General features: G+C 58.3%; 35 protein-coding genes. 1 reads left to right on the top strand and 34 read right to left on the bottom strand.

Translation table 11 applies throughout. The annotated features are described in order from the left end of the window. Nucleotides 1-84: 84 nt before the first annotated feature. Nucleotides 85-537: a VanZ family protein gene (locus VGM18_17150; protein HEY3974735.1), complete on the top strand. Its 453-nt coding sequence runs from the start codon at nucleotides 85-87 to the stop codon at nucleotides 535-537. A gap of 5 nt (nucleotides 538-542) precedes the next feature. Here VGM18_17150 and VGM18_17145 read toward each other — a convergent pair whose 3' ends face one another. The 34 genes from VGM18_17145 to VGM18_16980 all read right to left on the bottom strand — a co-directional run. Next, nucleotides 543-1769, bottom strand: coding sequence for an MFS transporter (locus VGM18_17145; protein HEY3974734.1), 1227 nt, complete (start codon nucleotides 1767-1769; stop codon nucleotides 543-545). 100 nt (nucleotides 1770-1869) lie between these two features. Beyond that, nucleotides 1870-2367: a hypothetical protein gene (locus VGM18_17140; protein ID HEY3974733.1), complete on the bottom strand. Its 498-nt coding sequence runs from the start codon at nucleotides 2365-2367 to the stop codon at nucleotides 1870-1872. A 181-nt stretch (nucleotides 2368-2548) separates the two neighbouring features. Next, nucleotides 2549-3052: a 50S ribosomal protein L17 gene (gene rplQ, locus VGM18_17135; protein ID HEY3974732.1), complete on the bottom strand. Its 504-nt coding sequence runs from the start codon at nucleotides 3050-3052 to the stop codon at nucleotides 2549-2551. A 181-nt stretch (nucleotides 3053-3233) separates the two neighbouring features. Further along, the gene (locus VGM18_17130; protein ID HEY3974731.1) at nucleotides 3234-4271 is read right to left on the bottom strand and encodes a DNA-directed RNA polymerase subunit alpha; all 1038 of its coding nucleotides are present in this window, start codon (nucleotides 4269-4271) and stop codon (nucleotides 3234-3236) included. Between the two features lie 186 nt (nucleotides 4272-4457). Next, complete coding sequence (gene rpsD, locus VGM18_17125; protein ID HEY3974730.1) at nucleotides 4458-5087, bottom strand: 30S ribosomal protein S4; 630 nt, start codon at nucleotides 5085-5087, stop codon at nucleotides 4458-4460. Between the two features lie 156 nt (nucleotides 5088-5243). After that, the gene (rpsK, locus tag VGM18_17120) at nucleotides 5244-5678 is read right to left on the bottom strand and encodes a 30S ribosomal protein S11 (GenBank protein ID HEY3974729.1); all 435 of its coding nucleotides are present in this window, start codon (nucleotides 5676-5678) and stop codon (nucleotides 5244-5246) included. Between the two features lie 60 nt (nucleotides 5679-5738). Further along, nucleotides 5739-6125, bottom strand: a complete 387-nt coding sequence (gene rpsM / locus VGM18_17115; GenBank protein ID HEY3974728.1) for a 30S ribosomal protein S13 — start codon at nucleotides 6123-6125, stop codon at nucleotides 5739-5741. 76 nt (nucleotides 6126-6201) lie between these two features. Continuing rightward, entirely contained in the window at nucleotides 6202-6315 is a 114-nt protein-coding gene (gene rpmJ / locus VGM18_17110; protein HEY3974727.1) for a 50S ribosomal protein L36, read from the bottom strand. A gap of 48 nt (nucleotides 6316-6363) precedes the next feature. Then, nucleotides 6364-6582: a translation initiation factor IF-1 gene (infA, locus tag VGM18_17105; protein ID HEY3974726.1), complete on the bottom strand. Its 219-nt coding sequence runs from the start codon at nucleotides 6580-6582 to the stop codon at nucleotides 6364-6366. 73 nt (nucleotides 6583-6655) lie between these two features. Next, on the bottom strand, nucleotides 6656-7408 hold the full coding sequence (map, locus tag VGM18_17100; protein HEY3974725.1) for a type I methionyl aminopeptidase: 753 nt from the start codon (nucleotides 7406-7408) through the stop codon (nucleotides 6656-6658). Between the two features lie 36 nt (nucleotides 7409-7444). Continuing rightward, nucleotides 7445-8146 carry an adenylate kinase gene (locus tag VGM18_17095; protein HEY3974724.1) on the bottom strand — a complete coding sequence of 234 codons (702 nt, stop codon included), beginning with the start codon at nucleotides 8144-8146 and terminating at the stop codon, nucleotides 7445-7447. A gap of 111 nt (nucleotides 8147-8257) precedes the next feature. Then, a complete protein-coding gene (secY, locus tag VGM18_17090; protein ID HEY3974723.1) occupies nucleotides 8258-9646 on the bottom strand; it encodes a preprotein translocase subunit SecY in 1389 nt (462 codons plus the stop codon). After that, the gene (rplO, locus tag VGM18_17085) at nucleotides 9646-10110 is read right to left on the bottom strand and encodes a 50S ribosomal protein L15 (protein ID HEY3974722.1); all 465 of its coding nucleotides are present in this window, start codon (nucleotides 10108-10110) and stop codon (nucleotides 9646-9648) included. Before rplO ends, secY begins: the two co-directional genes overlap by 1 nt. A gap of 72 nt (nucleotides 10111-10182) precedes the next feature. Continuing rightward, nucleotides 10183-10386 carry a 50S ribosomal protein L30 gene (gene rpmD / locus VGM18_17080; protein HEY3974721.1) on the bottom strand — a complete coding sequence of 68 codons (204 nt, stop codon included), beginning with the start codon at nucleotides 10384-10386 and terminating at the stop codon, nucleotides 10183-10185. An 84-nt stretch (nucleotides 10387-10470) separates the two neighbouring features. Further along, complete coding sequence (gene rpsE, locus VGM18_17075; GenBank protein HEY3974720.1) at nucleotides 10471-10968, bottom strand: 30S ribosomal protein S5; 498 nt, start codon at nucleotides 10966-10968, stop codon at nucleotides 10471-10473. A 106-nt stretch (nucleotides 10969-11074) separates the two neighbouring features. Further along, nucleotides 11075-11440: a 50S ribosomal protein L18 gene (gene rplR / locus VGM18_17070; protein HEY3974719.1), complete on the bottom strand. Its 366-nt coding sequence runs from the start codon at nucleotides 11438-11440 to the stop codon at nucleotides 11075-11077. Nucleotides 11441-11572: 132 nt separating this feature from the next. After that, nucleotides 11573-12112 carry a 50S ribosomal protein L6 gene (rplF, locus tag VGM18_17065; GenBank protein ID HEY3974718.1) on the bottom strand — a complete coding sequence of 180 codons (540 nt, stop codon included), beginning with the start codon at nucleotides 12110-12112 and terminating at the stop codon, nucleotides 11573-11575. A 125-nt stretch (nucleotides 12113-12237) separates the two neighbouring features. Further along, nucleotides 12238-12636 carry a 30S ribosomal protein S8 gene (gene rpsH / locus VGM18_17060; GenBank protein HEY3974717.1) on the bottom strand — a complete coding sequence of 133 codons (399 nt, stop codon included), beginning with the start codon at nucleotides 12634-12636 and terminating at the stop codon, nucleotides 12238-12240. Between the two features lie 173 nt (nucleotides 12637-12809). Next, nucleotides 12810-12992, bottom strand: coding sequence for a type Z 30S ribosomal protein S14 (locus VGM18_17055; GenBank protein HEY3974716.1), 183 nt, complete (start codon nucleotides 12990-12992; stop codon nucleotides 12810-12812). 124 nt (nucleotides 12993-13116) lie between these two features. Further along, nucleotides 13117-13752, bottom strand: a complete 636-nt coding sequence (gene rplE / locus VGM18_17050) for a 50S ribosomal protein L5 (protein HEY3974715.1) — start codon at nucleotides 13750-13752, stop codon at nucleotides 13117-13119. A 163-nt stretch (nucleotides 13753-13915) separates the two neighbouring features. Further along, complete coding sequence (gene rplX, locus VGM18_17045; GenBank protein HEY3974714.1) at nucleotides 13916-14257, bottom strand: 50S ribosomal protein L24; 342 nt, start codon at nucleotides 14255-14257, stop codon at nucleotides 13916-13918. Nucleotides 14258-14300: 43 nt separating this feature from the next. Next, nucleotides 14301-14672, bottom strand: a complete 372-nt coding sequence (rplN, locus tag VGM18_17040) for a 50S ribosomal protein L14 (protein HEY3974713.1) — start codon at nucleotides 14670-14672, stop codon at nucleotides 14301-14303. A gap of 33 nt (nucleotides 14673-14705) precedes the next feature. Next, on the bottom strand, nucleotides 14706-15044 hold the full coding sequence (rpsQ, locus tag VGM18_17035) for a 30S ribosomal protein S17 (GenBank protein ID HEY3974712.1): 339 nt from the start codon (nucleotides 15042-15044) through the stop codon (nucleotides 14706-14708). Beyond that, nucleotides 15044-15253, bottom strand: coding sequence for a 50S ribosomal protein L29 (gene rpmC, locus VGM18_17030; protein ID HEY3974711.1), 210 nt, complete (start codon nucleotides 15251-15253; stop codon nucleotides 15044-15046). The genes rpsQ and rpmC overlap by 1 nt, the downstream gene beginning before the upstream one ends. Nucleotides 15254-15330: 77 nt before the next feature. Beyond that, nucleotides 15331-15750, bottom strand: a complete 420-nt coding sequence (gene rplP / locus VGM18_17025; protein HEY3974710.1) for a 50S ribosomal protein L16 — start codon at nucleotides 15748-15750, stop codon at nucleotides 15331-15333. Between the two features lie 47 nt (nucleotides 15751-15797). Further along, nucleotides 15798-16466: a 30S ribosomal protein S3 gene (gene rpsC / locus VGM18_17020; GenBank protein HEY3974709.1), complete on the bottom strand. Its 669-nt coding sequence runs from the start codon at nucleotides 16464-16466 to the stop codon at nucleotides 15798-15800. A gap of 92 nt (nucleotides 16467-16558) precedes the next feature. After that, a complete protein-coding gene (rplV, locus tag VGM18_17015; protein ID HEY3974708.1) occupies nucleotides 16559-17020 on the bottom strand; it encodes a 50S ribosomal protein L22 in 462 nt (153 codons plus the stop codon). A 121-nt stretch (nucleotides 17021-17141) separates the two neighbouring features. Next, nucleotides 17142-17489, bottom strand: a complete 348-nt coding sequence (gene rpsS / locus VGM18_17010) for a 30S ribosomal protein S19 (GenBank protein ID HEY3974707.1) — start codon at nucleotides 17487-17489, stop codon at nucleotides 17142-17144. Nucleotides 17490-17622: 133 nt separating this feature from the next. Then, entirely contained in the window at nucleotides 17623-18447 is an 825-nt protein-coding gene (gene rplB / locus VGM18_17005; GenBank protein ID HEY3974706.1) for a 50S ribosomal protein L2, read from the bottom strand. A gap of 90 nt (nucleotides 18448-18537) precedes the next feature. Further along, nucleotides 18538-18831, bottom strand: a complete 294-nt coding sequence (locus VGM18_17000) for a 50S ribosomal protein L23 (GenBank protein ID HEY3974705.1) — start codon at nucleotides 18829-18831, stop codon at nucleotides 18538-18540. 17 nt (nucleotides 18832-18848) lie between these two features. Further along, nucleotides 18849-19583 (bottom strand): 50S ribosomal protein L4, encoded by a 735-nt coding sequence (rplD, locus tag VGM18_16995; protein ID HEY3974704.1) that lies wholly within the window; start codon nucleotides 19581-19583, stop codon nucleotides 18849-18851. A gap of 43 nt (nucleotides 19584-19626) precedes the next feature. Continuing rightward, on the bottom strand, nucleotides 19627-20361 hold the full coding sequence (gene rplC / locus VGM18_16990) for a 50S ribosomal protein L3 (GenBank protein ID HEY3974703.1): 735 nt from the start codon (nucleotides 20359-20361) through the stop codon (nucleotides 19627-19629). 93 nt (nucleotides 20362-20454) lie between these two features. Continuing rightward, nucleotides 20455-20781 (bottom strand): 30S ribosomal protein S10, encoded by a 327-nt coding sequence (gene rpsJ, locus VGM18_16985; GenBank protein ID HEY3974702.1) that lies wholly within the window; start codon nucleotides 20779-20781, stop codon nucleotides 20455-20457. Between the two features lie 232 nt (nucleotides 20782-21013). Next, the coding region (locus VGM18_16980; GenBank protein HEY3974701.1) for an EF-Tu/IF-2/RF-3 family GTPase at nucleotides 21014-21671 on the bottom strand (658 nt) is incomplete at its 5' end.

Here is a 21671-nt window from a genome sequence, read left to right as displayed (position 1 = left end):
AGCGCCGGCAGCTTGCCGGCTGTCGCGAGGGCGTCCCGCCCTCGCACCCGCGGATCTACGAATTTCGCTGAGTTCCCCACCCGCTTGAGCACTGACCGCCACCATCCTCTGAAAGCATGGATCGCCCTGATTCTCTGGCTGATCGTCATCGCCATTGAATCGACTTCGTATCTCTCCGCGCAAAATACGAGCCGCATCCTTTACCCGCTGCTGCACTTTTTGTTTGGCGTCACTCGCGCCCGTTTCGAGCCCTGGCATTTCCTGCTTCGCAAGGCAGGACACGTCTTCGGCTACGGCCTGTTGAGCATTCTGCTCTTCCGCGCCTGGCGCGAAACCTTGCCCGTCGTGGAAAATGCAAAGTGGACCTTCCGCTGGGCGAACATCGCTGTCCTGGGGACCGCGCTGGTCGCCAGCCTCGACGAGTGGCATCAGAGTTATATCCCGACTCGCACCGGGACGGTGCGGGACGTTATCCTCGATACCTGCGCTGGAATCGGCGCGCAGATCGTTCTGCTTCTTTGGATGAGGTGGTTCTGAAAAGCTTATGTCGCCGCGCGTTTCGCCGCTCCGCTGGGCGCGATCAAGAGCAGAATCGCCGATACAGCCGCGAGTCCCGCGGAGAAATAGAAGGGGATGCTCGCGCCGTAATGGTTCCACAATTGCCCAGTAATTAAACTCGCGGCCAAAGTCGCCACGCTGGTCACGAAAAAATAAACGCCAAGCGCGCGGCCGCGCACATTTTGGCCGACGGTCTCTACGACCAAAGCTTTCAGCACTGGCTGCGTTAAGGCGTAGTACAAGCCGTAGACCGCCATCGTGATCCAGATGGCCAGCGTCGACGGCGCGCGCCCAAAGGCGTAATAAACTCCGGCGAAAATAAAGTATCCGGCCGCGGCAATCCAGCGCCGAGAAAAATGGTCGCTGAACCAGCCGGCCGGCCACGAGCCCAGAGTGTACGTGAGATTAAAGACCAGCCCCAGCAGCGGCGCCAGCGCCACCGGAATCCCGACGTTCTGCGCCCGCATCACCAAGAACATATCACTCGAGTTTCCCAGCGAGAACAGAGTCACTGCGATCAACACCATGTAGAAGGAATTAGGCAGCGTGCCCGGAGTTAAAGCGGGAGTATCGGACTTCTTAGCGGGCGCAAGGCCGGATTTCTCCGCGGTGGGTCTTTCTTTGCGACCTTGAGTTTCGCGGATGCCGAACAGCGCCACCATTACGCATAGCGCGCCCGGAACCGCAGCCGCCCAAAAAACGCTTCGGATTCCAAAGCGCGCAAGCAGCACTAGGGCCGCCAGCGGCCCGGCGATCGCACCAGCGGAGTCCATCGACTGGATGAGGCCGTAGGCCGATCCGAGTCGCTCCTTCGGCACGGACTCGGCTACCATCACATCGCGGGGCGCTCCACGCACTCCCTTGGCGAGGCGATCGGTGAAGCGAATCAATAAAATGTGCCACCACGCGCCGGCCACGGCCAGCAGCGGCTTCACTGCATTGGCCACGAAATATCCCGCGACCACCAGCGGCTTGCGGCGCTCGATGCGGTCGGTCAAATATCCCGAGAACAGCTTGGCGAACGACGCGACGCTTTCCGCTAGTCCCTCGATCAATCCCAACTGCGCCGGCCCCGCGCCCAGGGAGATCAGAAATGCCGGCAGCACCCAGTACGCCATCTCGGTGGCCGTGTCGTTCAGGAACGAGGTGATTCCGAAGGCGTAGATATTGCGCGCAGCGGATGGTTGAGGTTCAGGCAAGCTAGCAGGCATAGGAAAGTTTTACCACGGAGTCACCGAGGCACGGAGAAAAGTGAGGGAATGAAATAGCCGGGAGAGAAACAGAGACCAACGACTGACGACTGACGACGCTCTAATACATCGCGTCGTACTTCGTCACGTTCCAATCGCCACCCTTGTTCGCGAGAGTAAGCGTGAACAGATCCTGATCGATCCCAGATTGCTCCGGCCCAGCGTTGCTGGGGCGTTTGCCGCGATAGTGGAGAATCACCAGCGGCGGCGCATCTTCCCAATCGACCAGTTCCCACGAGAGCAGCGGGTGCTGCGCTTCGGAGTTGCAGATGTAGTGCGCGTATTTCTTGTGGTAGTCGTGTTCCCACTTCGAAAGCAGATCGTCGCAGTGGCCGTCACGAATCTCGCGCAGAAATTTGTTCGCAGCCTTCTCGGTGGAGCGGTCGCGCAGCGGATTCATCTTGATGCTGACCGGCAGTCCGGTCAGCGGATCGTGATCGTCCGACCGCGCCAGCACCGGTCCCTGATTGCTCAGCCACCACAGGTAGCCGACGAACACGCCCACGAGAAGAACTCCGGCGCCGACGGCGATGCCGATTTGCGTGCGAGTGAAAGCCATTGCAGGAAGTCTAGGGAAATGTCGAAGGCGAGGGAAGATTACCAGTGGGAAGCGCAGACGTACATGTACGAGTGGGGCCGAGGAATCCGCTCTTCACCTGAACAATCAGAAAGTTTGCGCCGGAAGTACAAAGAAAAAGGCACGGCGCAGTGCCGTGCCTTGGTTCGCACTTGAGGGAAACTTATTCTTTCTTGTCGCCGCTCTCGGCGACGGCGGATTCTTGTTCGGCCTGGGCTTGCGCTTCCGCTTCTTCCATGGCTTTCTTGGTTTCGGCGGCTTTCTTGGCGCGGGCTTCGGCGCGCTTCTCTTTTTTCTCGTCGAGGATTTTCTCGCTCCCGAGCAGTTCGAGGAAGGCTTTGTCGGCGCCGTCGCCTTTGTTCCAGGCGGTGCGGATGATGCGGGTGTAGCCGCCCTGGCGATCGCCGAAGCGAGGCCCGACGGTGTCGAATAACTTCACGACGGCCTCATCGGTCATCAGATAGGAAGCGGCCAGGCGGCGGGCGGCGAGATCGCCGCGTTTGCCCAACGTGATCATCTTCTCGACGATCGGCTTCGCCGCTTTCGCTTTGGGAACGGTGGTCTCGATGCGCTCTTCCACGATCACGGATGTGACCAGGTTGCGCAGCAGCGAGCGCCGGTGCGATGTGTTCCGTCCGAGTTTGTATCCTGCTTTTCCGTGACGCATGGGGAAACCTCAGCTTCTAGCTCTTAGCTTCTAGCTTTTAGCTCAAAAACAAACCGCAGCGGCTAAAGCCGCGAATCGTTTGTTGCTCCGGGCGGCACGGCTAAAGCCGTGCCCTTCCCAGAACCTTTAGCCCACGAATTCCTTGAAACCTTGCAACTCTGAAACCTTGCAACTTTGCTTCTTACAGCTGATCGTCCGGCCCGTAGGCGGATGCCGGAAGGACCAGGTTCGACGTGGGCCCGGGTACGGCGTTGCCGTGCTCGTCGATCTTCATGCCCAGGCTCAAACCCATAGAGGAAAGAATCTCTTTGATCTCGTTCAGTGACTTGCGGCCGAAATTCTTGGTCTTCAGCATTTCGGATTCGGTCTTCTGCACGAGTTCGCCGATGGTCTGGATGTTCGCATTCTTCAGGCAGTTGTAGCTTCGCACCGAAAGCTCGAGCTCTTCCACGGAGCGGTTCAGGTTCTCGTTGTGAATCTCGGGCTTGCGATCGTCGGACGACGACGTGCCGGTTTCGATTTCTTCTTCGAAGTTGATGAAGATGTTCATGTGGTCCTTCAGCAGCTTCGCGGCGAGGCCGAGCGAGTCGGCGGGCGTGATGGAGCCGTTGGTCCACACTTCGAGAGTCAGCTTGTCGTAGTCGGTAATCTGGCCGAGACGCGCGGCTTCGACGGTGTAATTGCACTTGCGCACTGGCGAGTGAACGGAGTCGATCGGGATGAAGCCGATGCCCAGATCCTCGTCGAAATTCTTATCGGCGGAGGTGTAGCCGCGTCCGCGCTTCAGGCGCATCTCCATGTCGAGCTTGCCGCCTTCGCTGACAGTGGCGATGTAGACGTCTTTGTCGAGAACCTCGACGTCACCGTCGGCTTCGATCATGCCGCTGGTCACGACTCCGGGCTGATCCGCGCGCAGATAGATCGCCTTGGGCGCGTCGCCCGAAAGCTTGAACGGAATCTGCTTCAGGTTGAGGATGATGTCGGTCGCGTCCTCGACTACACCGGGGATCGACTGAAATTCGTGCAGCACGCCTTCCATCTTCACGGCGGTGACGGCCGCGCCTTCAATCGAGCTCAGCAGCACGCGCCGCAGGGCGTTGCCCACGGTGGTGCCAAAGCCGCGCTCGAAGGGCTGCGCCCAGAACATGCCGTACTTGTCGGTGAGGCTGGAGGTGTCGGTGGCGAGGCGTTTCGGTTTTTGAAAACCCTTCCAAAGCATGTGTTTCTCCTTCGGCCGTTTGGCTCGGTGCCGGCTCCCTGAATCGGTCCGGACTCAGGTCAGGCGCTGGCAGAGGCTGTAATGGCTCGAATGTGTTGGACCTAAAACCGTCGTCGGTCGTCGGTCGTCGGTCGTCGGCCGTCGGATTCTAGCCGACGACTGACGACCGACGAACTGAACAACGACTTACTTACTATACAGTTCCACAATCAACTGCTCGTTTACCGGCAGCTGAATATCTTCGCGCTTGGGCAGGCTCAGTACTCTTGCCTTGTAATTGTCGCGGTCGACTTCCAGCCAGTTTGGCATCGTGCCGTGGCTGGCGAATTCCTTGGCCAGTTCGAGCACGGCGAGCTTCTTGCTGTTCTCGCGAATCGCGATCTCTTCGCCGGCGCTTACTTCATACGACGGAATGTTCACCTTGCGATTATCCACGGCAACGTGGCCGTGACGCACCAACTGGCGCGCCTGACGCCGGGACTGGGCGAATCCCAGGCGGAAGACAACGTTGTCGAGACGGCGCTCGAGCTGTTGCAGCAGCTTCTCGCCGGTTACGCCCTGCGAGGCCGCGGCCTTCTCGAAGTAGTTGCGGAACTGGCCTTCCTGCGTAAAGTAAATACGTTTGGCCTTCTGCTTCTCGCGCAACTGCAAGCCGTAGCCAACAATCTTGGCTTTGCGGTCCTTGCCATGTTGTCCGGGAGCGAAGTTGCGCTTCTCGATAGGACATTTATCGCTGAAGCACTTTGCGCCTTTGAGGAACAGCTTCATGCCCTCGCGGCGACATAGACGGCAGACTGCATCGGTATAACGGGCCAAGTTTCTTCTCCTTTAGATGACCGGTTTACGGGTTTGGCTTCACCCTTCGTCCCGGACGGTAAAACAGCTTCTAGCTTCTAGCCGCTAGCTTCTAGCTAATCCAGGTCCGCTTTGCCAGGAGCTAGAAGCTAGCAGCTTATTCACTACTGCGGCTGCTTAAACGCGCCTTCTCTTTGGCGGACGGCATCCGTTGTGCGGAATCGGGGTGACGTCGCGTATGGAGCGCACTTCGATTCCCGAGGACGCCAACGCGCGCACGGCCGACTCGCGGCCGGAGCCCGGGCCGCTGACGCGCACATCCACGCTGCGCACGCCGTGATCGCGCGCCATGTTGGCGGCGTTCGACGCGGCCTGCTGGGCGGCGAAGGGCGTGCCTTTACGCGATCCGCGGAAGCCGAGCGAGCCTGAACTCTTCCACGACAGAACGTTGCCGTTCATGTCAGTAATGGTCACGATCGTATTGTTGAAAGAAGCCTGCACATAGCACAGTCCGTGCGGGACGTGCTTGCGCTCCTTCTTTTTGAAGGTTTTTTTCTTGCCTTTTTTATCCGGTGCGGCGGCTGCGCCGCCCGCTGCTGCTGGTTTAGCCATGGTAGCTCTTAGCTCCTAGCTTTTAGCTTCTAGCCAGAGGCTAGAAGCTAGAAGCTGCTCTTAAGTCTTTGCCGTCGCCTTCTTCTTCTGTGCGACCGTTCCTTTGCGCGGACCTTTACGGGTACGGGCATTGGTGTGAGTTCGTTGGCCGCGGACCGGCAGGTTGCGGCGATGGCGGAATCCGCGATAGGAGCCGATTTCGATGAGACGCTTGATGTTCATCGAAACTTCCTTGCGCAGATCGCCCTCGACCAGGCCTTCCTGCTCAATGACCGTGCGGATGCGGTTGACCTCTTCTTCGCTGAGGTCCTGCACCTTTTTCATCGGGTCGACCTTCGCCTCATCGCACAGGCGGCTGGCGCGCGGATGACCGATGCCATAGATATAAGTCAACGCGATGTTAATGTGCTTCTGGCGCGGTAGATCGACGCCTGCAATACGTGCCATTCTCAACTCCTGCTTTTGGCTTTTGGCTTTTGGCTCTTAGCTAAAAGCCAAGAGCTAAGAGCCAAAAAGCTATTTTTTAGCCCTGGCGCTGTTTATGTTTCGAGTTGACGCAAATCACCCGCACCACACCTTTGCGGTGGATGACTTTGCACTTGTCGCAAATTTTCTTTACCGATGCTCGTACTTTCATATAAGACCAGCTTTCAGCCGTCAGCTATCAGCTGTCAGCAAACAAAAATCATTTGTACCGATATACTATTCGTCCGCGATTCAGATCGTAGGGCGAAAGTTCGACCGCGACTTTGTCCCCTGGCAGAATGCGAATAAAGTTCTTGCGCATTTTGCCGGATACGTGCGCCAGCACCTGGTGTTTATTTTCCAGCTCCACCCGGAACATGGCATTGGGCAGCGGCTCCAGCACCACCGCCATCACTTCAATCGCGTCTTCTTTGCTCATTGACTCCTTAAAAGCTCTTGGCTCTTGGCCTTTGGCTCTTAGCTAAAAGCCAAGAGCTAAAAGCTAATAGCTTTTACTGCGTCAAAATCACCGGACCATCTTTGGTTACCGCCACGCAATGCTCGAAGTGCGCACTGAAACTGCCGTCGGCGGTGACTGCGGTCCATTTATCGTCGAGCACTCGGGTCTCGGGCTTGCCGTAATTCACCATCGGCTCAATCGCGATCACCATACCCTCGCGCAACTTGGCGCCATGCCCGCGCGCGCCGAAGTTCGGAACCTGTGGCTCTTCGTGTAGCTTCGTCCCAATGCCGTGTCCTACGAACTCGCGTACCACGCTGAATCCGGCAGCTTCCACGTGCTCTTGCACCGCCGCGCCAACGTCGCCGACTGAGTTTCCGACCCGCGCCTGCTCAATGCCGCGGTACAACGACGCTTCCGTTACTTCCAGCAACTTCTGCAACTCCGGCTTGATTCCGTTGCCCACCGGAACGGTAATGGCCGCATCGCCGTAGTAGCCGTCGAGTACCACTCCGCAATCGACTGAAACAATATCGCCTGCCTGCAACACCCGCTTCTCGGACGGAATGCCGTGCACAATCTCTTCATTCACCGAAGTGCACAGCACGCAGGGATAATCGTAATACCCTTTGAAGGCGGGCTTAGCCCCGAGATCCTTAATTTTTTTCTCGGCAGCGCGTTCCAAATCCATGGTCGAAGCGCCGGCCACAACCATCGTCCTGACGTGATCGAGAACCTGGCGAACGATATGGCCGCTCGCTCGCATCTTCTCTATTTCCGCCGTCGATTTACACACAATCGCCATTCTTGGTTGACTCTGCGGTGTTTTGAAGCCTGACGCCTAATCGCGATGATCTTCCAATATCCTGAAAATCTGCTCGGTGACATCGTCCATGGGCAGATCGCCATTCACCGAGATCAGCCGCCCGGTACGCTGATAGTAATCCGCGACCGGACGCGTCTGCTCCTGGTAGGCCGTGAGTCTGGGCTGAATTACTTCCAACCGGTCGTCATTGCGGGTCACCAGCTTTTCCCCGGTTTCGTCGCAAAGCTCATCGACGCGGGGCGGCTGGAAGTGGACGTTATAAATCCGCCCACAGGAGGGACAAGAACGGCGTCCAGTAATCCGGAGTAAAAGTTGATTATAGTCCACGTCCAGGCAGATCACAATTGGCCAAGCCCGGGTAGGACGCGATTTGTCAAAGAGCTCATGGTCGAGCAGTGCATCGAGCCACCCGGCCTGGGCCGCAGTCCGGGGAAATCCGTCTAACACATATCCGCGCTTGCAGTCTGGCTGTACCAGCCGTTCGCGGACCATAACGCAAACCAAATCGTCGGAAACTAATTCTCCCCGCGCCATCACGGCCTTGGCGGCCTGTCCCAGTTCCGTGCCGCGGACTACGTTCTCCCGCAGCAAGTCCCCGGTCGATATTTGGGGAATTCCATAACGTTCCATGATGCGCTTGGCTTGAGTGCCTTTTCCGGCACCCGGTGGTCCGAGCAGCACAACGGGACCCACATTACGCGAGGTTTCCTGCGCCATCGGCCTGACTAAAGCCTCCCGAGCTCAGTCTCCCCGGCGCCCAATTCGAGCCGAGGTGCAGCCACCCCACAAAAACAGTTACCAGGTTCAAACCGTTGCCGGTTCAAACCATTACCAGGTGCGGCGTCCGCGAATGCGGCCGCTGCGCGGCGTAAATCCGTCGTAGTGGCGCATAATCAATTGCGCCTCGATCTGCTGCACCGTGTCCATGGCCACACCCACCACGATCAGCAACGACGTCCCGCCAAAATAAAAGGTCACACCCAACCCATTCGTCACCCAATTCGGCAGCCCTTCGAAGAATCTCCCGATGGGGCCGTAAAGATGGTTGAGGTGCACGCCGGCAATCATCCACTCCGGAATGAACGAAATGATGATCAGGTACAGCGCTCCCACCAGCGTGATGCGCGTAAGCACCTCATTGATAAAGTCTGCCGTACGCTTCCCGGGACGAATTCCAGGAATAAATCCGCCGTACTTGCGCATGTTGTCGGCAACTTCGCTGGGATTGAAAACGATGGAAACGTAGAAATACGCGAAGAAAATGATGCCCACCGCATACAGAAGCGTGTACAGCGGCTCGCCCCATTTGAGCGCGTCAAACAGCGGCCCGAAGTAGCGGTTGTTGCGCATACCGTACCCAACGGTCTGCGGCAGGGTCAGAATCGAGGACGCGAAGATTACAGGCATCACGCCGCCGGCGTTCACGCGCAACGGCAGGTGCGTCGACTGCCCGCCCATCACCTTGCGTCCGACCACACGCTTGGCGTACTGCACGGGAATTCGCCGTTCGCTTCGTTCCACCCACACAATGAACCCGACCACCGCGACCATGAAGACGATCAAAAAGACCATGAGCGGGAAGGTCATTGCGCCCCAGGCGGCGTTCTTGGCCTTGTCGATCAGATCCACGACGCCGCGGGGCAGGCCTACGACAATGCCGGCAAAAATCAGCAGCGACATGCCGTTGCCCACGCCGCGTTCGGTAATCTGTTCGCCCAGCCACATGATGAACGCGCTGCCTGTGGTGAGAGTGAGCATGGTCATCAGGCGGAAGCCCCAGCCGGGGTTGAGCGCGAAGCCGCCCTTTTCCAAACCGATGGCGATGCCGAACGATTGCACCGCGCTGAGGATGACCGTGATGTAGCGCGTCCACTGCGTGATCTTCTTGCGCCCCAGTTCGCCTTCTTTCTGCAATTTGGCCAGCGGCTCATAGACCACGGTCAATAATTGCAGAATGATGGATGCCGTGATGTACGGCATGATGCCCAGGGCGAAAATTGTCATGCGGCGCAACTGGCCGCCGGAGAACAGGTCGACAAAGCCCAGCAGCGATCCGCTGGTCCCGCTCTGCGTGAAGAAACTTTCCAGCTTGGCCGTATCGATTCCCGGCGTTGGAAGGTGCCCGCCCAACCGGTACACGAACAGCATTCCCAGGGTGAACAGGATGCGTTTGCGCAGGTCGGGAATCCGGAAGATATTCGCCAGTTTTTCAAACATTACTGCCCCGCCTTCACTGATAAGACCTCAACCTTGCCGCCCGCCCTGGTGATTTTGTCTTGCGCCGCCTTGGAGAACTTGTGCGCGTGCACGGTGATCGCGACGGTGACTTCGCCGTCGCTCAAAATCTTGACTGGAAGTTTGGTCTTGATGACTCCAGCCTTGCGCAGCACTTCGGGAGTGATGGGCTCTCCGTGAAATTCTTCACCCATCTCCATCAGCCGCTCAAGGCTTACGATATTGAATTCCTTGCGGAAAATATTGGTGAAGCCGCGCTTGGGCATGCGGCGGTGCAGCGGCATCTGGCCGCCCTCAAAGCCGCGGATCATGCGCGAACCGGTGCGCGAACGCTGGCCTTTGTGTCCACGGGTGGATGTCTTGCCCATGCCCGACCCCATACCGCGACCCACGCGTTTGCGTTTTTCCGTCGCCTTCTTCGGTGCTCGTATGTTGGATAAATTCATAAGTAAGCTCTCAGCTGTCAGCTGTCAGCTTTCAGCCAGCAGCGGGTTACGCTGGGCTGAACGCTGAACGCTTCAGTTCACAACTTCCACCATGTGCGGAACTTTGGCCACCATGCCGCGGATGGCCGAATTGTTCGGCCGCTCGATGACCTGGTTCAGCCGGGTAAAGCCGAGCCCCTTGATCACGCGCTTCTGCTTTACCGGGGCACAAATGGCGGAGCGCACCCACTTCAACTGAATGGTCGCGCCGCTCGAACTTGTTTTCTTCGCCGTCATTTCAACCTCAGGGGCCAAGGGTCAGGGACCAATGGCCAGCTTCAATCTTTCATCTTTTCTCGGTACTCACAACTCGGTCCTGTTTTACAGCTCCTGCGCGGTCTTTCCGCGCATGGTCGCGACGCCTTCGCGCGTCTTCAGTTGCTTGAGCGCGTCGAAGGTCGCCTTGATCACGTTATGCGGATTGGTGGTGCCAATCGATTTCGTCAGCACGTTCTGGACGCCGGCGGAAGTCATGACCGCGCGTACCGCGCCACCCGCAATTACGCCCGTGCCTTCCGGCGCCGGCTTCAGCAGCACCGTTCCCGACCCATAGCGTCCCAGCACGAGGTGGGCAATGCTGGTCTGCGTCAGGTTCACCTTAATCAGATTCTTTTTGGCCGACTCGATCGCCTTCCGGATGGCTTGCGGAACTTCCTTGGCCTTCCCGGCGCCGTGCCCGACCACTCCGGCCGAAGGATCGCCGACCACCACCAGCGCGGCAAAGGAAAGATTCTTGCCGCCCTTGACGACCTTGGTCACGCGGTTGATGGCCACGACCTGATCCTTCAACTGGAACGAATTCGCATCAAGCTTCTTGATTACTGTTGGCATTCTTGAACCTAGCTTCTAGCTTCTAGCCGCTAGCTTCTAGCCACCCCGCACTTGCTTCTGGGTTAGCTAGGAGCTAGAAGCTAGCAGCTGATTTCTAGAACTGCAATCCCGCTTCGCGCGCCGCATCGGCTAAAGCCTTGACGCGCCCGTGATAAATGTAACCGCCGCGGTCGAACACGACTTTAGTGACGCCTTTGGCCTTGGCACGCTCGGCAATGGTCTTTCCTACGGCCTTCGCCGCGGCCACGTTGCCGCCGGTGGTCCGGTTTTCTTTCTTGCCTTCGGCAGTGCTGGCGGAAACCAGCGTCTGGCCGTGCAAGTCGTCGATCACCTGGACGTAAATGTGATTCAGTGAACGGTACACGTTCAGCCGCGGCCGATCCGCAGTCCCTTGCATCTTCTTGCGAATGCGGTCGTGTACGTGGCCGCGTTTCTCGTTTTTAGTAACTCGTGTCAGCATAAATCTGTCCTCGGTCGTCGGCCATCGGTCATCGGTCGTTGGCCTGAACCATTCGCTCACAACACCTACTTCTCGGACGCTGGCGCCACGCCAGATGGGCCGGAGACCAACGACCGACGACCGACGCCGCGGTTATTTCGCTCCGGTCTTTCCAACCTTCTTCTTCAGCCGCTCGCCCGCATAGCGGACGCCCTTGTTCTTGTACGGATCGGGCGGACGCAGCGAGCGCATTTCCGCGGCCACCTGTCCTACCTTTTGGCGGTCGATTCCGGTCAGCGCAATCTTGGTCTGCTTGGGATCCACCGTCGCGTCGACGCCCGTCGGCAGCGGGTACTCGATGGGATGCGAATAGCCCAGGTTGAACACCACCATCGACTTGCCCTTCATTTCGGCGCGGTAGCCGATGCCGACGATTTCCAGTTCACGCGTCCATCCCTTGGTCACGCCTTCAACGGCGTTGTTGACCAGGGCGCGGGCCAGTCCGTGCACCGCGGCCTGGGAATCGTTCTCGCGAACGGCGACGATGATGCCGTCCTTCTGCTCGACCTTGATGCCGGTTGGCAGCGCAGTATCCAGCCTACCCTTCGGCCCCTGCACCAGCACGGTGTTGCCTTCGAGTTTGACCGTCACCCCTTTGGGGATCGGGATCGGTTTTTTTCCAATTCGTGACATAGTTCGCTCTTGGCTCTTGGCCTTTAGCTTTTGGCTAAATCTCTCTGTTTCGGCAATTCAACCCGACTCCCGCAAACTCTCACGCGGTCTTAGCTAAAAGCCAAAGGCCAATAGCCAACAGCCGCCTAATAAATCTGGCACAGCAACTCGCCGCCTACGCCCTCTTTGCGGGCCTGGCGTCCGGTCATGACGCCGCGCGGGGTGGTGAGGATGTTGATCCCCATGCCGCCCAGCACGCGGGGAATCTCGCTGCGCCGCACGTACACGCGGCAGCCGGGGCGCGATACGCGCTCGACTTTGGAGATGGCCGCCTCGTTGTTGGCGCCATACTTCAGATAAATCCGGATGACCTTGTGGCCTTCCTCTTCGGTCGGCTTGAAATTGGAAATGTAGCCCTCTTCTTTCAGAATGCGGGCGATCTCCAGCTTCAGGCGCGAAGCCGGGATGTCCACTTTCTGGTGCCGGGCCTGGAGTGCGTTGCGCACTCGCGTCAGCATGTCTGCCACCGGATCGGTCAACCTCATCGTTTGCTTCTCCTCGTGCCACCCGTTCGCTCCGCGTGAAGCGGAGAACCTGCGGCAGCGGTACTTCGGTCGTTAAGTCGAGTCGTTGGTCGTCGGTCGTTAGTCGTTAGCCTTGCTGCCATTGTCCATTCGATTTGGCGAACGACCAACGACTGACGACCGACGACGCTTTTCTACCAGGACGACTTCGAAACCCCGGGAATCTCCCCGCGCAGCGCGAGCTGGCGGAAGCACAAGCGGCATACGCCAAACTTGCGCAGAAACGCGCGCGGACGTCCGCAGATATTGCAGCGGTTATGTTTGCGCGTGGAGAACTTCGGCTTCTTCACGTCCTCGGGCTTCTGGTGCAGCCCCACTCCGTCTTTAACCCGTTTTGCTGTAGTTGCCAAACTTAGCTCCTAGCTTCTAGCTCTCAGCTCTCAGCCAACTCCACCTTCAACTCACTTATCTTGAAACTTTGAAACCCTGCAACTTTGAAACCTATGCTCTAAACGGCATGCCCATGTGCTTCAACAGCGTGCGCGCCTGGTTGTCGTTCGCGGCGGTGGTCACGATGGTTACGTTCATGCCTTTCTGCTTGTCGACCTTCTCGTAGGAAATTTCCGGGAAGATCAACTGGTCGTGCAAGCCGATCGTGTAATTCCCGCGCCCGTCGAACGACTTGGTCGAAACTCCCTTGAAGTCGCGCACGCGCGGCAGAACGATATTCACCAGGCGGTCAAAAAATTCGTACATGCGGTCGCCGCGCAGCGTGACCATCGCGCCAATCGACTGCCCTTCGCGCACCTTGAAGGCGGCAATCGACTTGCGCGCCTTGGTGGTGACCGGCTTTTGTCCGGTGATCTGTCCCAGTTCGTTCACGGCCGGGTCGAGCACTTTCGAATTCTGCGTCGCTTCGCCCACGCCCATGTTGACGACAATCTTGTGCAGCCGCGGAACCGCCATCACGTTCTTCAATTCCAGTTCTTTCAGCAGCGCCGGAGCGACTTCCTTGTCGAACCGGGCGCGCAGACGCGGACGTTCCTTCGCGCTATGCCGCGCCTGATCGGGCGCCTTCTGCTCCTGCGATTCCTTCTGTCCCTTTTTCTCTTTATTATCTTTATTATCTTTTGCCATTTCGTCTCTTCTTCAACTTCCTCTCACGGTTTCGGATTGTCGGCGATCAGCTTTTAGCTGTTAGCTCTTAGCCTTTAGCTCAACGTTTACCGGTTCGTGAGACTCAAGTTCTGTTTCTGCTGTTTTAGCTGCCGCCATAAGCTAAAAGCTAAGAGCTAACAGCTTACTTATCCAGTGTCGTTCCGCACTTCTTACAGACGCGCACTTTTCGATCGCCGCGCACCTCGTGTCCGATGCGCACCGGCCCGCAAGTCGAGCAGACGAGTTGCACGTTGGAGATGGCGATCCGGCTCTCCTGCTCGGCAATGCCACCCTTGATGTTGCGCTGAGGGTTGGGCCGAACATGCTTCTTCACCATCATCACATGCTCGACCAGCAGTTTGGCGTCGTTGGGAAACACGCGCAAGACGCGCCCTTCCTTGCCTTTGTCGCGCCCGGTGATCACCTTCACGGTATCGTTCCGCCGCAGATCCACTCGCTTATTTTCGGTGCTTGCAGTTCGCATGTTTTCAATTACCCAATTACAAAATTACTCAATTACCCAATCCTTAGATCACTTCCGGCGCCAGCGACACAATCTTCAAGAATTTCTTCTCGCGCAACTCGCGCGCCACCGGACCGAACACGCGCGTGCCCACCGGCTCGCCGGCGTCGTTGATCAGCACCGCCGCGTTCTGGTCGAAGCGGATATAAGTGCCGTCGCGCCGGCGATGCTCTTTGCGCGTGCGTACGATGACCGCCTTCACCACTTTGCCCTTCTGCACCTGGCCCTCGGGCACCGACTCTTTCACCGCCGCCGTGATTATGTCGCCGAGGCCGGCATTCAATCCGGTCGAGCCGCCGAGCGGCAGAATCATCTGCAGCTTGCGGGCCCCGGAGTTGTCGGCGACTTCCAGCATCGATCTCATCATCACAGCCATGGCGTCAATCTCCCTGTTTCCGTCTGCCCTCTCTTACGCTTTAACGTCCGTCACAGCTTCCGGCACCAGCGTGGTCTTGCGCACAATATCTTTCAGCTTCCAGCGCTTCAGCTTCGACAGCGGACGCGTCTCTTCGATCCGGACCACGTCGCCCACATGCGCTTCGTTGTTCTCGTCGTGGGCGTAGAACTTCTTGTTGCGCGCCACCACGCGGCCGTAGAACGGATGCGCCCGCTTGCGCGTCACCTTCACCACAATCGTCTTCTGCATGCGGTTGGCGACCACTTCGCCCACCACTTCCTTGCGGCGGCCCTGCACTTTTTCTGTGGCCGGGGTTGCTGCTTTGGTTTGAACTGAATTGTTTTCCGCCATTATTTCTTCTCCGCAGCGGCCGCGCGCGAGCGCTCGCCCTGGATCGTCTTAACCCGGGCAATATCCTTGCGCAGGCCGCGAACCTTCTTCAGACTCTCCGTCTGGCCCATGTTCATCTGAAATTTCAGCTTGAAGAGCTGGTCGGCGAGTTCGCCTTCCTGGTTCTTCAACTCCACATCCGTTAAATTGCGAATCTTGTCCGATTTCATAGTTAAGCTCTCAGCTTTCAGCTCTCAGCTTTTCTGAACCGTCGCTTTTGCTGATAGCTGACGGCTGAAAGCTGCTTTTAATGCTTCGCGCCTTCGCGCTTCACCAGCGTCGTGCGCAGCGCCAGCTTGTGTGACGCCAGACGCATTGCCTCGGTCGCATCCGCCAGGGCTACGCCTTCCATCTCAAACAGAATCTTTCCCGGCTTCACCACTGCGACCCAATGATCGGGAGCGCCTTTGCCTTTGCCCATACGGGTTTCGGCCGGCTTCTTGGTGACCGGCTTATCGGGAAACACGCGGATCCAGATCTTTCCTCCGCGCTTCACGAAACGCGTCATGGCCACGCGGCTGGCTTCAATCTGCCGGTCGGTGATCCAGCCAGGCTCGAGCACCTTCAACCCGAAGTCGCCGAACGCCAGCGTCGACCCGCGCCACGCCTTGCCGGTCATGCGCCCGCGCTGCTGCTTGCGATACTTCACCTTCTTTGGCATCAACATAGAATCAGCTCTTAGCTTCTAGCTTATAGCTCTTAGCAAATCTTCCTTTAGAATCCGCCGGCAACTGCCGTCGCTTCCCGCTTTTTCTGCGGAAGAATCTCGCCTTTGTACACCCAACACTTCACGCCGATCACGCCGTACGTCGTGCGGGCTTCGGTGAAGCCGTAGTCGATATCGGCGCGCAGCGTGTGCAGCGGCAATCGCCCTTGCAAATACCATTCCGAGCGCGCGATTTCGTTGCCGTTGAGGCGTCCGCTCACGCGGACTTTAATTCCCTTGCAGCCGAAGCGCAGGGCTGAGTCGACGGCTTTGCGCATCGCGCGGCGGAAGCCCACGCGCTTTTCCAGTTGCAGCGCGATCGCCTCGGAAACGAGTTGAGCGTCAAGTTCCGGCTTGTGCACTTCCTGGATGTCGACAAAAATATCTTTGCCCGCGGTCTTTTTCTGCAGCTCGCCCTTGAGCTTGTCGATTTCCGCGCCCTTGCGTCCGATGATGATTCCTGGCCTCGCGGTCTTGATGATGATGCGCAGCTTGTTGCCCGGCCGCTCGATCTCAATTGCGCTGATGCCCGCCGACTTCAGCTTGTCTTTCAACTCGGCCTTCAGCAGGACGTCTTCGTGCAGCTGTTTGTCGTAATCCCGCTCGGCAAACCAGCGCGACTTCCACGGCTTGGTGAAGCCGAGGCGGAAACCATAAGGATGGACTTTTTGTCCCATTGCTTCTCCTAAATCAACCCGCTCAATCGAACTCAAATAAACTTTGTCATTCCGAACTCGCGCAAAGCGCGGGTGAGGAACCTGCTGTTGCCTTACTTCGCCGTTGCTCTTTTCTTACTCTTCCCTGCGGCCGCCTTCGCCGCCGGAACTCGCCGCCGCGGCGCAGCCGCCGCACTCGTGCCGCCAGAGACCGCTTCGCCGCTCTTCCCGCGCTCCGCCAAAATCACAATGATGTGCGCGATCCGCCGCTGATAGCGGTACGCCCGTCCCTGCGGCGCCGGGCGGATACGCTTCATGCGCGGCCCCTCGTTGGCGATCGCGCTCTTCACGTAGAGGTTGTCGATCTCCACGTCGAGATTCTTTTCTGCGCTGAGAAAGTTCGCGTTGTCCAGCGCCGATTGCAGCAGCTTGCCCACGTTCGCCGCCACCCGCTTCTTGGTAAACGCCAGCGTGTTGCGCGCCTCTTCCACGCGCTTGCCCTTGATCAAATCAAGTACCAGCCGCGCCTTCTGCGGCGACACCCGCAAATACCGCATTTCCGCTCGAAATTCCATGGTAGCTGCCAGCTCCTAGCCACTAGCTTCTAGCTGACCTAGAAGCCAGGAAAACAATTCTGCAATCCGCCCAACTCGCTTTTCGCCAGTAGCTGGAAGCTAATAGCTAGAAGCTGATTTGCTACGCCTTCGGCGCCGGCGCCGCCGCCGGAGCCGCCGCTCCGGGACCGCCCGGAATACCGGCCGGCTTGGCTGCCACTTCCGTCGCCGCCCGCATGGAGTGGCCCTTGAATGTGCGAGTGAAACTGAATTCACCCAGCTTGTGGCCGACCATGTTTTCGGTGACGTACACCGGAATAAACTTTTTGCCGTTATGCACCGCGATCGTGTGTCCCACCATCTCCGGGATCACCGTCGAACGCCGCGACCAGGTGCGCAGCACTTTCTTCTCATTGCGCGCATTCATGCCCTCTACCCGCGATTGCAGGTAGGCATCGACGAACGCGCCTTTCTTCGTGGAACGTGCCATAAATTCAGCCTCTAGCTCTTAGCTTCTAGCTCTTAGCTAACCCAAACCAAAATCTCTGTCATTCCGAACTGGCTTGCTTCGCCGGTGAGGAATCTTTTGTTTTGGCCAACGACTAACGACCGACGACTAACGACTATTTGCTCCGCCGGCTCACAATAAACTTATCGGTGCGCTTGTTGTTCCGCGTCTTGTACCCGCGCGTCGGCTGTCCCCACGGCGTGACCGGATGCCGTCCGCCGGAGGTTTTGCCTTCACCGCCGCCGTGCGGATGGTCGACCGGGTTCATCGAAACGCCGCGGTTATGCGGACGCTTGCCCAGCCAGCGCGACCGACCCGCCTTGCCGATGGTGACGTTCTCGTGATCGAGATTGCCGACCTGCCCAATCGTCGCCATGCAGTCCTGCGAAATCTTGCGAGTCTCGCCCGAGGGCAGCTTGACCAGGGCGTACTCTTCTTCTTTCGCGATCAGCTGCGCGGAACCGCCCGCCGAGCGCACCATCTGCGCCCCTTTGCCGGGTTTCAGTTCCAGATTGTGAATCTGCGTGCCGGGTGGAATATTGCGCAGCGGCAGCGCGTTGCCCACAAGAATGTCCGCATCAGGACCGCTCAAAACTTTCTGCCCCACCTTCAGCCCTTCCGGCTGCAGGATGTAACGCTTCTCGCCATCGGCATAAGCCAGCAGCGCGATGCGCGCCGAGCGGTTGGGATCGTACTCGATCGTCGCGACGGTTGCGGGAATGCCGGTCTTGTCGCGCTTGAAGTCGATGATGCGCAACTTGCGCTTGTGACCGCCCCCGATGAACCGCATCGTGGTGTCGCCCGAATTTCGCCGTCCGCCGGTGCGAGGTTTCGGTTCGAGCAGCGGCTTGTGCGGATGCTTGGTCGTAATGTCGTCGTTGACCAGCGTCGTGCGATAGCGCACCGTCTGCGTCGTCGGTCGGTATGTTTTAATCGGCATAAAATCAGCTCTTAATTCTGTCGTCGGTCTTCAGTCGTCGGTCTTCAGCAAACTCGGCCGACGACTAACGACCGATGACCGACGACGGTTTTACAGATTCTGCGCGTACTCCGGCATCTTTTCCCCGGAGCGCAACCGCACGTACGCCTTCTTCCAGTCCGGACGGTAGCCGGCAAACTTGCCGCGCCGCCGCTCTTTTCCAACATAGGTGGCGGTGCGCACCGAATGCACTTTCACTTTGAAAATCGTCTGCACTGCCTGCTTAATTTCGGTCTTGGTTGCCTTCGGCTCCACCTGGAAGACCAGCGTGTTCTGGTTTTCCTTGATGGCCAGGCCCTTTTCCGTAATCACCGGACGGCGAATAATCTGGTATGCGCTTTTCATATTTGCTTAGCCAAATGCTAGGCTACCTCCGCCGCTTTTTCATGCCGCGTACGACGCCGCCGTTCGCGCACCGGTTTCTTTGCGATATCGTCCGGTTCCGGCTTGTGCTGCCGCTTCGACACCGATGACTGCAAGGAAACCTGCAACTTCTCTATCGCCGGCTGCGAGAAAATCGCGCGATCATACTTCAGCAGGTGATACGGATGCACTTCGTTGCTCCGCGCCAGTTCCAGCCCCGCAATGTTGCGCGCGCTCAAGGCCAGGTTCGCGCTCTCGTGCTTCGCTTCTTCGACGATCAGAACCGTTTTATCGACCTGCAGCAGGTCAAGCGACTTGCGGAACTCTTTGGTCTTCGGTTCCTTCATTTCAAACGTGTTCACCACGATCAGCTTGCCATCCGCCAGTTTCGCCGCCAGCGCCGAACGCAGCGCACCCATCAGCTTCTTCTTGGGAAAGGTGTAGTCGTAAGAACGCGGTTGCGGTCCATGCACGGTCGCACCATGCCGCCACAGAGGCGACCGGATCGATCCGATGCGGGCCCGGCCCGTGCCCTTCTGCTTCCAGAGCTTCTTGCCGGAGCCGGAAACTTCCCAGCGGGCTTTGGTTTTATGCGTGCCGGCGCGTTCCGAGGCGCGGTAATGTTTCACCGCTTCCCAGAGCAGGTCTTCGTTGACCGCGCCGAAAATTTCGTCGGCGAGATCCAAAGTCCCAACCTTCTCGCCCTGCAAATTGTGTATATCTATCGTTGCCATATGTTTTCTGCTTTGGCCGACGACCAACGACCGACGACCGTTCTTATGCCTTCTTCGCCGCCCGCTTCGCAGCCTTCAACGGATCCACCGTCGCCGAACCTGCGAACCCGCGGCGCTCTCGTGGCGGCTTCTTCGCCTTCGTAATAATGATGTAGCCATTCTCCGGTCCGGGCACGCTGCCTTCGACCACCAGCAAATTTTCTTCCTTGTCAACCCCAAGGACTCGAAGATTGCGCTGAGTCACGCGGGCATTGCCCATGTGCCCCGACATCCGCATGCCTTTAAATACGCGCGACGGAAACGCCGACGATCCGATCGAACCGGTAATTTGGAACATCGAACCGTGCGACTTCGGACCGCCGGCAAAATGATGCCGCTTCACCACGCCCTGAAACCCGCGTCCCTTGCTGATACCGACGATGTCCACAAAACGCTCGCCGTCGAACATCTCAACCAGCACGCGGTCGCCGACTTTTACGGAACCCTCGCCATCGGCCGCGCCGTCGATCTCGAGCGGCACTTCTCGCATGAACTTTACCGGCGGCAGATTGTGCTTCGCCAAGTGTCCTTGCGCCGGCTTGGTGAGCCGCGACTCTTTCACAAACTCAACCAGGCCGATCTGGGCCGCCTCATAGCCGTCGCGCGTGGCGGTTTTGTGCTGCGTCACCACACACGGACCAGCCTTGAGCACTGTGACCGGGCGAACATCACCCTTGGAGTCAAACAGTTGCGTCATCCCGACCTTCTTGCCCAGAATCCCAGCTACCTTCGTCGCCATTTCCTTCTCCGTGCCCAGCTTGGCTCTGTCGTTGTTACGACGGTTATTGGCTGGGAAGCTTGCCGCCCTAGCTAGAAGCCAGGAGCCAGAAGCTTATTTATGTTCTTTCCCGAACGCCTTGATCTCCACATCCACGCCCGCCGGCAGATCGAGCTTCATCAGCGCGTCCACCGTTTGCTGCGTCGGCTCCAGAATATCAAGCAGGCGCTTGTGGGTGCGGATCTCAAACTGCTCCCGCGACTTCTTGTCCACGTGCGGCGAACGCAGCACGCAGTACTTGTTCTTCATCGTGGGCAGTGGAATCGGCCCCGCAATCTGGGCTCCGGTGCGGCGTGCGGTTTCGACAATCTCGCCCGTCGACTGGTCCAGGATGCGGTAGTCGTAAGCCTTCAACCGGATGCGAATTCTTTCTTTTCCAATCACTGTTTCATCTCTCCGACTCTCCTGGCATCTCCAGGAGGAAAGAACTGGCGGCAAGTTGCAAGCCGCTTATTAGCTACTGGCTATTGGCCTTTAGCTTTTAGCTCAAGCCCTTTGTCATCCTGAGGCGACGTTCTTTGTCGCCGAAGGATCTCTGCATTTCGCATCGTCCCGCGTTTTCCAACGACCAACGACTGACGACCAACGACCAACGACCGACGAGCAACGACCGCTACTGCACAATCTCCGCAATCGTGCCGGCGCCTACCGTGTGCCCACCTTCGCGGATGGCGAAGCGCAGGCCTTTTTCCATGGCCACCGGCGTGATCAGCTCGATCACCAGGCTGACGTTGTCTCCCGGCATCACCATCTCGGTGCCCGCCGGCAATTCCGCCACGCCCGTCACGTCCGTCGTGCGCAGATAGAACTGCGGACGATAGCCTTTGAAGAACGGCGTGTGCCGTCCGCCTTCTTCTTTGGTGAGGATGTAAACCTCAGCTTTGAATTTGGTGTGCGGCGTGATCGATCCGGTCTTGGCCAGCACCATGCCGCGCTCGACATCTTCTTTCGCAATGCCGCGCAACAGCAGTCCCGCGTTGTCGCCCGCCATGCCTTCGTCCAACTGCTTCTTGAACATTTCGACGCCGGTCACCACCGTCTTGCGGGTTTCGCGGAAGCCGACGATTTCCACTTCTTCGCCGACTTTCACTTTGCCGCGCTCGATGCGCCCCGTCACCACCGTGCCGCGGCCCTGAATCGAAAAAATATCTTCAATCGGCATCAGGAACGGCTTGTCGAGTTCGCGCGCCGGCTGCGGCACACTCGTGTCCACCGCGTCCATCAGCGCGTCGATCTGCTTCTCCCACTTTTCTTCCCCATTCAACGCGCCC

Source organism: Candidatus Sulfotelmatobacter sp. (genome assembly GCA_036500765.1).
Classification (GTDB): domain Bacteria; phylum Acidobacteriota; class Terriglobia; order Terriglobales; family Acidobacteriaceae; genus Sulfotelmatobacter.
Note: the sequence above shows the minus strand (reverse complement) of the source record. Positions and strands in the feature narration are given on the sequence as shown.

Bases quoted from the DNA above. Each gene is read 5' to 3' on its own strand.
- rpmD (HEY3974721.1), bottom strand. From the start codon at position 10,386: ATGACGGCGAAGAAAACAAGTTCGAGCGGCGCGACCATTCAGTTGAAG.
- rpmJ (HEY3974727.1), bottom strand. From the start codon at position 6,315: ATGAAAGTACGAGCATCGGTAAAGAAAATTTGCGACAAGTGCAAAGTC.
- VGM18_17140 (HEY3974733.1), bottom strand. From the start codon at position 2,367: ATGGCTTTCACTCGCACGCAAATCGGCATCGCCGTCGGCGCCGGAGTT.
- rplV (HEY3974708.1), bottom strand. From the start codon at position 17,020: ATGGAATTTCGAGCGGAAATGCGGTATTTGCGGGTGTCGCCGCAGAAG.
- rplP (HEY3974710.1), bottom strand. From the start codon at position 15,750: ATGTTGATGCCAAAGAAGGTGAAGTATCGCAAGCAGCAGCGCGGGCGC.
- VGM18_17000 (HEY3974705.1), bottom strand. From the start codon at position 18,831: ATGAAAAGCGCATACCAGATTATTCGCCGTCCGGTGATTACGGAAAAG.
- rpsQ (HEY3974712.1), bottom strand. From the start codon at position 15,044: ATGGCGGAAAACAATTCAGTTCAAACCAAAGCAGCAACCCCGGCCACA.
- rpmC (HEY3974711.1), bottom strand. From the start codon at position 15,253: ATGAAATCGGACAAGATTCGCAATTTAACGGATGTGGAGTTGAAGAAC.
- infA (HEY3974726.1), bottom strand. From the start codon at position 6,582: ATGAGCAAAGAAGACGCGATTGAAGTGATGGCGGTGGTGCTGGAGCCG.
- rplX (HEY3974714.1), bottom strand. From the start codon at position 14,257: ATGCGAACTGCAAGCACCGAAAATAAGCGAGTGGATCTGCGGCGGAAC.
- rplR (HEY3974719.1), bottom strand. From the start codon at position 11,440: ATGCTGACACGAGTTACTAAAAACGAGAAACGCGGCCACGTACACGAC.
- VGM18_17130 (HEY3974731.1), bottom strand. From the start codon at position 4,271: ATGCTTTGGAAGGGTTTTCAAAAACCGAAACGCCTCGCCACCGACACC.
- rpsS (HEY3974707.1), bottom strand. From the start codon at position 17,489: ATGGCACGTTCCACGAAGAAAGGCGCGTTCGTCGATGCCTACCTGCAA.
- rplE (HEY3974715.1), bottom strand. From the start codon at position 13,752: ATGGCAAAAGATAATAAAGATAATAAAGAGAAAAAGGGACAGAAGGAA.
- VGM18_17145 (HEY3974734.1), bottom strand. From the start codon at position 1,769: ATGCCTGCTAGCTTGCCTGAACCTCAACCATCCGCTGCGCGCAATATC.
- rplB (HEY3974706.1), bottom strand. From the start codon at position 18,447: ATGCCGATTAAAACATACCGACCGACGACGCAGACGGTGCGCTATCGC.
- rpsM (HEY3974728.1), bottom strand. From the start codon at position 6,125: ATGGCACGTATTGCAGGCGTCGATCTACCGCGCCAGAAGCACATTAAC.
- map (HEY3974725.1), bottom strand. From the start codon at position 7,408: ATGGCGATTGTGTGTAAATCGACGGCGGAAATAGAGAAGATGCGAGCG.
- rplO (HEY3974722.1), bottom strand. From the start codon at position 10,110: ATGAATTTATCCAACATACGAGCACCGAAGAAGGCGACGGAAAAACGC.
- rplD (HEY3974704.1), bottom strand. From the start codon at position 19,583: ATGGCAACGATAGATATACACAATTTGCAGGGCGAGAAGGTTGGGACT.
- secY (HEY3974723.1), bottom strand. From the start codon at position 9,646: ATGTTTGAAAAACTGGCGAATATCTTCCGGATTCCCGACCTGCGCAAA.
- rplF (HEY3974718.1), bottom strand. From the start codon at position 12,112: ATGTCACGAATTGGAAAAAAACCGATCCCGATCCCCAAAGGGGTGACG.
- rplQ (HEY3974732.1), bottom strand. From the start codon at position 3,052: ATGCGTCACGGAAAAGCAGGATACAAACTCGGACGGAACACATCGCAC.
- rplC (HEY3974703.1), bottom strand. From the start codon at position 20,361: ATGGCGACGAAGGTAGCTGGGATTCTGGGCAAGAAGGTCGGGATGACG.
- rplN (HEY3974713.1), bottom strand. From the start codon at position 14,672: ATGGCTGTGATGATGAGATCGATGCTGGAAGTCGCCGACAACTCCGGG.
- rpsH (HEY3974717.1), bottom strand. From the start codon at position 12,636: ATGAGGTTGACCGATCCGGTGGCAGACATGCTGACGCGAGTGCGCAAC.
- rpsK (HEY3974729.1), bottom strand. From the start codon at position 5,678: ATGGCTAAACCAGCAGCAGCGGGCGGCGCAGCCGCCGCACCGGATAAA.
- VGM18_17095 (HEY3974724.1), bottom strand. From the start codon at position 8,146: ATGGCGCAGGAAACCTCGCGTAATGTGGGTCCCGTTGTGCTGCTCGGA.
- rpsC (HEY3974709.1), bottom strand. From the start codon at position 16,466: ATGGGACAAAAAGTCCATCCTTATGGTTTCCGCCTCGGCTTCACCAAG.